This is a genomic window from Tistlia consotensis USBA 355, assembly GCF_900177295.1.
Lineage (GTDB): Bacteria > Pseudomonadota > Alphaproteobacteria > Kiloniellales > DSM-21159 > Tistlia > Tistlia consotensis.
Genome location: NZ_FWZX01000060.1, coordinates 1 through 5723, shown reverse-complemented (window position 1 = coordinate 5723; position 5723 = coordinate 1). Strand labels below are relative to the sequence as shown.

The 5723-nt window shown below is 71.0% G+C and carries 4 protein-coding genes and 1 pseudogene; 3 read left to right on the top strand and 2 right to left on the bottom strand.

Features of this window, described 5'->3' with window-relative positions:
• Positions 1–393: sensor histidine kinase (locus B9O00_RS31835; protein WP_085127455.1), on the top strand; the 393-nt coding region annotated here is incomplete at its 5' end.
• Positions 394–630: 237 nt separating this feature from the next.
• Complete coding sequence (recA, locus tag B9O00_RS31830; RefSeq protein WP_085127453.1) at positions 631–1716, top strand: recombinase RecA; 1086 nt, start codon at positions 631–633, stop codon at positions 1714–1716.
• Positions 1717–1834: 118 nt separating this feature from the next.
• Here the strand turns inward: recA and B9O00_RS31825 are convergent, their stop codons facing one another.
• On the bottom strand, positions 1835–2437 hold the full coding sequence (locus tag B9O00_RS31825) for an invasion associated locus B family protein (RefSeq protein WP_085127451.1): 603 nt from the start codon (positions 2435–2437) through the stop codon (positions 1835–1837).
• Positions 2438–2726: 289 nt separating this feature from the next.
• Here B9O00_RS31825 and alaS point away from each other — a divergent pair, with 289 nt between their 5' ends.
• A complete protein-coding gene (alaS, locus tag B9O00_RS31820; RefSeq protein WP_085127449.1) occupies positions 2727–5381 on the top strand; it encodes an alanine--tRNA ligase in 2655 nt (884 codons plus the stop codon).
• 78 nt (positions 5382–5459) lie between these two features.
• Here alaS and B9O00_RS33310 read toward each other — a convergent pair.
• Positions 5460–5723: pseudogene (locus tag B9O00_RS33310) on the bottom strand (hypothetical protein); the annotation flags it as partial.

The following is a 5723-nucleotide window of genomic DNA, read 5'->3' as shown; positions in this document are numbered from 1 at the left end:
ATGCTCCAGACCGTGCTGATCAACCTGATCGACAACGCCCTGAAGTACTCCCCGGAAGAATCGCCGGTCGAGGTCGCGGTCCGCATCCGGGAGGGCGCGATCGAGCTCAGCATCACCGATCGCGGCATCGGCATCCCCGAGGGCGAGCGGCAGGAGGTCGGCCGGCGCTTCTTCCGCGCCTCGAACACCACGGCCGCGACCGGTACCGGGCTCGGCCTCTACAGCAGCCGGCGGCTGCTCGACTATCACGGCGGCAGCCTGGAACTGCGCGCCGGCGATCCGGCCGGGACGGTCGCCACGATGCGCCTGCCGCTGCCCGGCCTGCGGCCTCCGGGCGACGCGCCGGAGCGGGCGGCGCCCCGACCGGGCGCGGCCCGACGGGGTACAGCCTGATCGGGTGCAGCCTGATCGGGCGCAAGCGGCGCGGCCCGGTCCGGCCGGCTTATGTTCGCATTCGTTCGCATCCTGCACGCCATGCGTGCAACGGCGGGGCCGCGGCGGTCCGATCCTCCCCGAAATCGCCCTTTGTTCCCTTTTTGAGCGCACGACGTTGCCAAACGAGAACAAAGAGAATACAGTCATTCCACATTGCGGCTCGACGCCGTTGCGTGAAATACAGGGGCACTCTCCATGGCGGAACCGGCACTGAAGCTCGTGGGCAAGGAACAGGCTGACAAGGAGCGCGCGCTGCAGGCCGCGCTGACGCAGATCGAGCGGGCCTTCGGCAAGGGCTCGGTGATGAAGCTCGGTCAGCGCGAGGTGGTGCAGATCGACACGGTCTCGACCGGCTCGCTCGGGCTCGACATCGCGCTCGGCATCGGCGGCCTGCCGCGCGGCCGCATCGTCGAGATCTACGGCCCCGAATCCTCCGGCAAGACGACGCTGGCGCTGCACGTCGTCGCCGAGGCCCAGAAGGCCGGCGGCACCTGCGCCTTTGTCGACGCCGAGCACGCGCTCGACCCGACCTACGCGGTCAAGCTGGGCGTCAACGTCGAGGAACTGCTGATCAGTCAGCCCGACGCCGGCGAGCAGGCCCTGGAGATCGCCGACACCCTGGTGCGCTCCGGCGCGATCGACGTGCTGGTCGTCGACTCGGTGGCGGCCCTGGTGCCGCGCTCCGAACTCGAGGGCGAGATGGGCGACCAGATGCCGGGCCTGCAGGCGCGGCTGATGAGCCAGGCGCTGCGCAAGCTGACCGGCTCGATCTCGCGCTCGCGCTGCATGGTGATCTTCATCAACCAGATCCGCATGAAGATCGGCGTGATGTTCGGCAATCCTGAGACGACGACCGGTGGCCACGCGCTGAAGTTCTATGCCTCGGTGCGCCTCGACATCCGGCGCATCGGCGCGATCAAGGACAAGGACCTGGTGGTCGGCAACCAGACCCGCGTCAAGGTCGTCAAGAACAAGCTGGCGCCGCCGTTCCGCGTCGTCGAGTTCGACATCATGTACGGCGAGGGCATCTCGAAGACCGGCGAGCTGCTCGACCTCGGCGTCCAGGCCAGCGTCGTCGAGAAGTCCGGCGCCTGGTTCTCCTACGACGGCCAGCGCATCGGCCAGGGCCGCGAGAACGCCAAGACCTTCCTCAAGGAGAATCCGGCCATCGCCAACGCGATCGAGCAGGCGGTCCGGGCCAATGCCGGCCTGGTCGCCGACGCGATGCTCGAGGGCCCCGATGCCGACGCCGACGCCGACACGGGCGACGGCGGCGAGTAGGGGCGGCACCGCCCGCGATCACGAGTTCGGTCCGACGCGAAACGGCCGGGGTGCAGGAGCGCCCCGGCCGTCGTCGTTTCTGCCTTCCGCCGCGCCCGGATGCGGGCCGCGGCGCCGGTCAGCTGCGGCTGGCGTTGAGCGCGTCGAAGGCCGCGGTGAAGCCGAGCAGCGAGATCGTGCCCTTGACCGGCTGGTGGGCTCGGTCGTGGATCGTCAGGTTGATCTGCGTGCCGGCCTTCAGGGCCTTGAGCAGCGGCGCCTCGATCAGGATCTCGGTGACGCAGCCCTGCGGCGAGCAGCGCTGCACCGGCACCCGCTGCTCCTGGCCCGAATCGAGCTGGAAGCCGATGCCCGGCGGCAGCCAGGTGGCGAGCGGCGAGAGGATCAGCATGCCCGGATCGTTGGCGCCCGGCGGGAAGCCGACGGCGACCTTGGCGATCTGCTGGTCCTTGGTGCCCTCGCGGAACACGTCCTGCTCCATCTGGCAGACCTTCTTCTGCGCACCCGGCGGGGTGCCGCAGCGCAGCTGCCAGGACTGGAAGGCCTTGACGGTCTCGTCCGCCGGGGCGCCCGGTGCGACGGTGGTCGGCGCAGGCGAGCTCTGGGCGAGCGCCGGCGTCACGGCCGGGGCGGCCGCCAGCAGCCCGGCCAGGGCCAGCGCGGGCGCCAGCGCGGCCGGGGCGGCGAGAGTCCGAAGCGGAAGGGCGAAGGTTCGGCGCATCACAGTCTTTCCGTTGCTGGAAGGAGGCGGAGCATAGAGGAAGGCAGGCGCGGCGACCACCCCGCCTGCGCTGCGTGCGGGCACGACAAAATACCGCCGGACCCGGTCCGGATCCGGCAAGCGCAAGCCCTACGCTGGACAGGACCGGACGGCAAGGCTAGAACCGGCGACCCCTTGTCGCGGGGGCCAACGCCCGAGACACCGGCCGGTTCCGGGCGCCGCCGGCGGAGCGGACGCTGCCCCGCGCGGCCGACTTGAGCGCCGCCGGCGCGTTGCCTAGATCGAAGCCATGACCAGCACCAACGACATCCGTTCGACCTTCCTCGACTACTTCGGCCGGCAGGGCCACGAGATCGTCGAGTCCTCGCCGCTCGTGCCGCGCAACGACCCGACGCTGCTGTTCACCAACGCCGGCATGGTGCAGTTCAAGAACGTCTTCACCGGTGTCGAGGCCCGGCCCTACAAGCGCGCCACCACCTCGCAGAAGTGCGTGCGCGCCGGCGGCAAGCACAACGACCTGGAGAACGTCGGCTATACGGCGCGGCATCACACCTTCTTCGAGATGCTCGGCAACTTCTCGTTCGGCGACTACTTCAAGGACCGGGCGATCGAGCTGGCCTGGAACCTGGTGACCCGCGAGTTCGCGCTGCCGAAGGAGCGGCTGCTGGTCACGGTCTACGCCGAGGACGACCAGGCCTTCGACCTCTGGAAGAAGATCGCCGGCCTGCCCGACGAGCGGATCATCCGGATCGCGACCTCGGACAACTTCTGGGCGATGGGCGACACCGGCCCCTGCGGCCCCTGCTCGGAGATCTTCTACGATCACGGCGAGGACATCCCCGGCGGACCGCCGGGCAGCCCCGACGAGGACGGCGACCGCTTCATCGAGATCTGGAATCTCGTGTTCATGCAGTTCGAGCAGCAGACGCCGGAGCGCCGGATCGAGCTGCCGCGCCCCTCGATCGACACCGGCATGGGCCTGGAGCGCATCGCCGCGGTGCTGCAGGGCAAGCACGACAACTACGACATCGACCTGATGCGCGCCCTGATCGAGGCCTCGGCCGAGGCCTCCGGCACCGACCCCGACGGCGAGCGTGCGGTCTCGCACCGGGTCATCGCCGACCACCTGCGCGCCAGCTCCTTCCTGATCGCCGACGGCGTGCTGCCTTCGAACGAGGGCCGCGGCTACGTGCTGCGCCGGATCATGCGGCGCGCCATGCGCCACGCCCACCTGCTGGGCGCGCGCGAGCCGATGATGTGGAAGCTGGTGCCGGCGCTGGTCCGCGAGATGGGCCAGCACTTCCCCGAGCTCGGCCGTGCCCAGGCGCTGATCGGCGAGACGCTGCGGCTCGAGGAGACGCGCTTCAAGGAGATGCTCGGCCGCGGCCTGAAGCTGCTCGAGGAGGAGACCGGCCGGCTGCCGGGCGAGGCGGCGCTGCCCGGCGAGGTCGCCTTCAAGCTCTACGACACCTTCGGCTTCCCGCTGGACCTGACCCAGGACATCCTGCGCGGCCAGGGCCGCAAGGTCGACGAGGCCGGCTACCAGCAGGCCATGGCCCGCCAGCGCGCCGCCGCGCGCAAGGCCTGGGCCGGCTCCGGCGAGGCGGCGACCGAGGCGCAGTGGTTCGAGCTGCGCGAGCGGCTGGGCGCCACGGAGTTCCTGGGCTACGACAGCGAGGTCGCCGAGGGCGTGGTCACCGCGATCCTGCTCGACGGCCAGGAGGTCCAGCAGGCGCCGGCCGGCAGCGAGGTCGCCTTCACGGTCAACCAGACGCCCTTCTACGGCGAGTCCGGCGGCCAGCAGGCCGACAGCGGCGTCGCGATCGGCGCCGACCGCCTGTCGGTCGCTGTCAGGGACGTGCAGCGCAAGCTCGGCGACCTCTTCGTGCACTACGGCACGGTCGAGCACGGCAGCCTGAAGGTCGGCGAGGCCGTCGAGCTCAGGGTCGACGGCGTGCGCCGCGCGGCGCTGCGCGCCCACCACTCGGCGACCCACCTGCTGCACGAGGCGCTGCGCCGCCGGCTCGGCGAGCACGTCACCCAGAAGGGCTCGCTCGTTGCCCCCGACCGCCTGCGCTTCGACTTCAGCCACAACCGGCCGCTGAGCGCCGAGGACCTCCAGGCGATCGAGGCCGAGGTCAACGCGCGGATCCGCTTGAACGAGGCCGTGACGACCCGCTTCATGACACCCCAGGAGGCGATCGACGCCGGCGCGCTGGCGCTGTTCGGCGAGAAGTACGGCGACGAGGTCCGGGTGCTCTCGATGGGCGGCCTCGACGAGGGCCACAAGGGGCCGGGCAGGCACTACTCGACCGAGCTGTGCGGCGGCACCCACGTCCGCCGGGTCGGCGACATCGGCTTCTTCAAGGTCGTCTCGGAGCAGGCGCTCGCCGCCGGCGTGCGCCGCATCGAGGCGGTCACCGGTGCCGCGGCCCTGGCCCATGTCGAGCGCCAGGAGGCCCTGCTTGGCGAGGCCGCCTCGGCGCTGCGCGCCGCGCCCGCCGAGCTGCCGCAGCGCATCGCCGCGCTGCTCGACGAGCGCAAGCGCCTGGAGCGCGAGCTCGGCGAGCTGCGCCGCAAGCTCGCGACCGGCGGCGGCGACGGGGCGGCGACCAAGGAGATCAACGGCGTCACCTTCGCCGCCAAGGTCGTCGAGGACGTGCCGGCCAAGGACCTGAAGTCGATGGCCGATGCCCTGAAGAAGCAGATCGGCTCGGGTGTCGCTGCCCTGGTCGCGGTCAGCGAGGGCAAGGCCTCGCTCGTGGTCGGCGTGACCGACGACCTGACCGGCCGCTTCTCGGCCGTCGACCTGGTGCGCGCCGGCTCGGCCGCGCTCGGCGGCAAGGGCGGCGGCGGCCGGCCGGACATGGCCCAGGCCGGCGGCCCCGACGGCGCGAAGGCCCAGGAGGCCGTGGCGGCGATCGAGGCGGCGCTGGCCGGCTGAGCGGCTTCGCGATCGTCAAGGCTGCCGCTGTCCCTCTTGCCGCTGGCACCCAATTGGCTTCGCCCTGAGCCTGTCTGTTCAGACCGGGGACATAGTGGACACCCGTTCGGGGACATTGTGGACGGGTTTGAGCTCAGTCTGCTCGGTGAGGTCGAGGGACGCCAGCTTCTGATGGCAGAAGAAGATGTCGAGGCGTCCGTCGATCTGGGTGGGGCGCAGGGCGACCGGGGTGCCACGGAAGGCCTTGCCGATCTTGCGGCGCCGCCCGCGGTAGCTGATCCAGCCGTTCTGGTCGACCCAGCGCACGACGTCCTCGGGCTCGTACTCGATCGCCGGCAGGCG

Bases quoted from the DNA above. Each gene is read 5' to 3' on its own strand.
- recA (WP_085127453.1), top strand. From the start codon at position 631: ATGGCGGAACCGGCACTGAAGCTCGTGGGCAAGGAACAGGCTGACAAG.
- B9O00_RS31825 (WP_085127451.1), bottom strand. From the start codon at position 2,437: ATGCGCCGAACCTTCGCCCTTCCGCTTCGGACTCTCGCCGCCCCGGCC.
- alaS (WP_085127449.1), top strand. From the start codon at position 2,727: ATGACCAGCACCAACGACATCCGTTCGACCTTCCTCGACTACTTCGGC.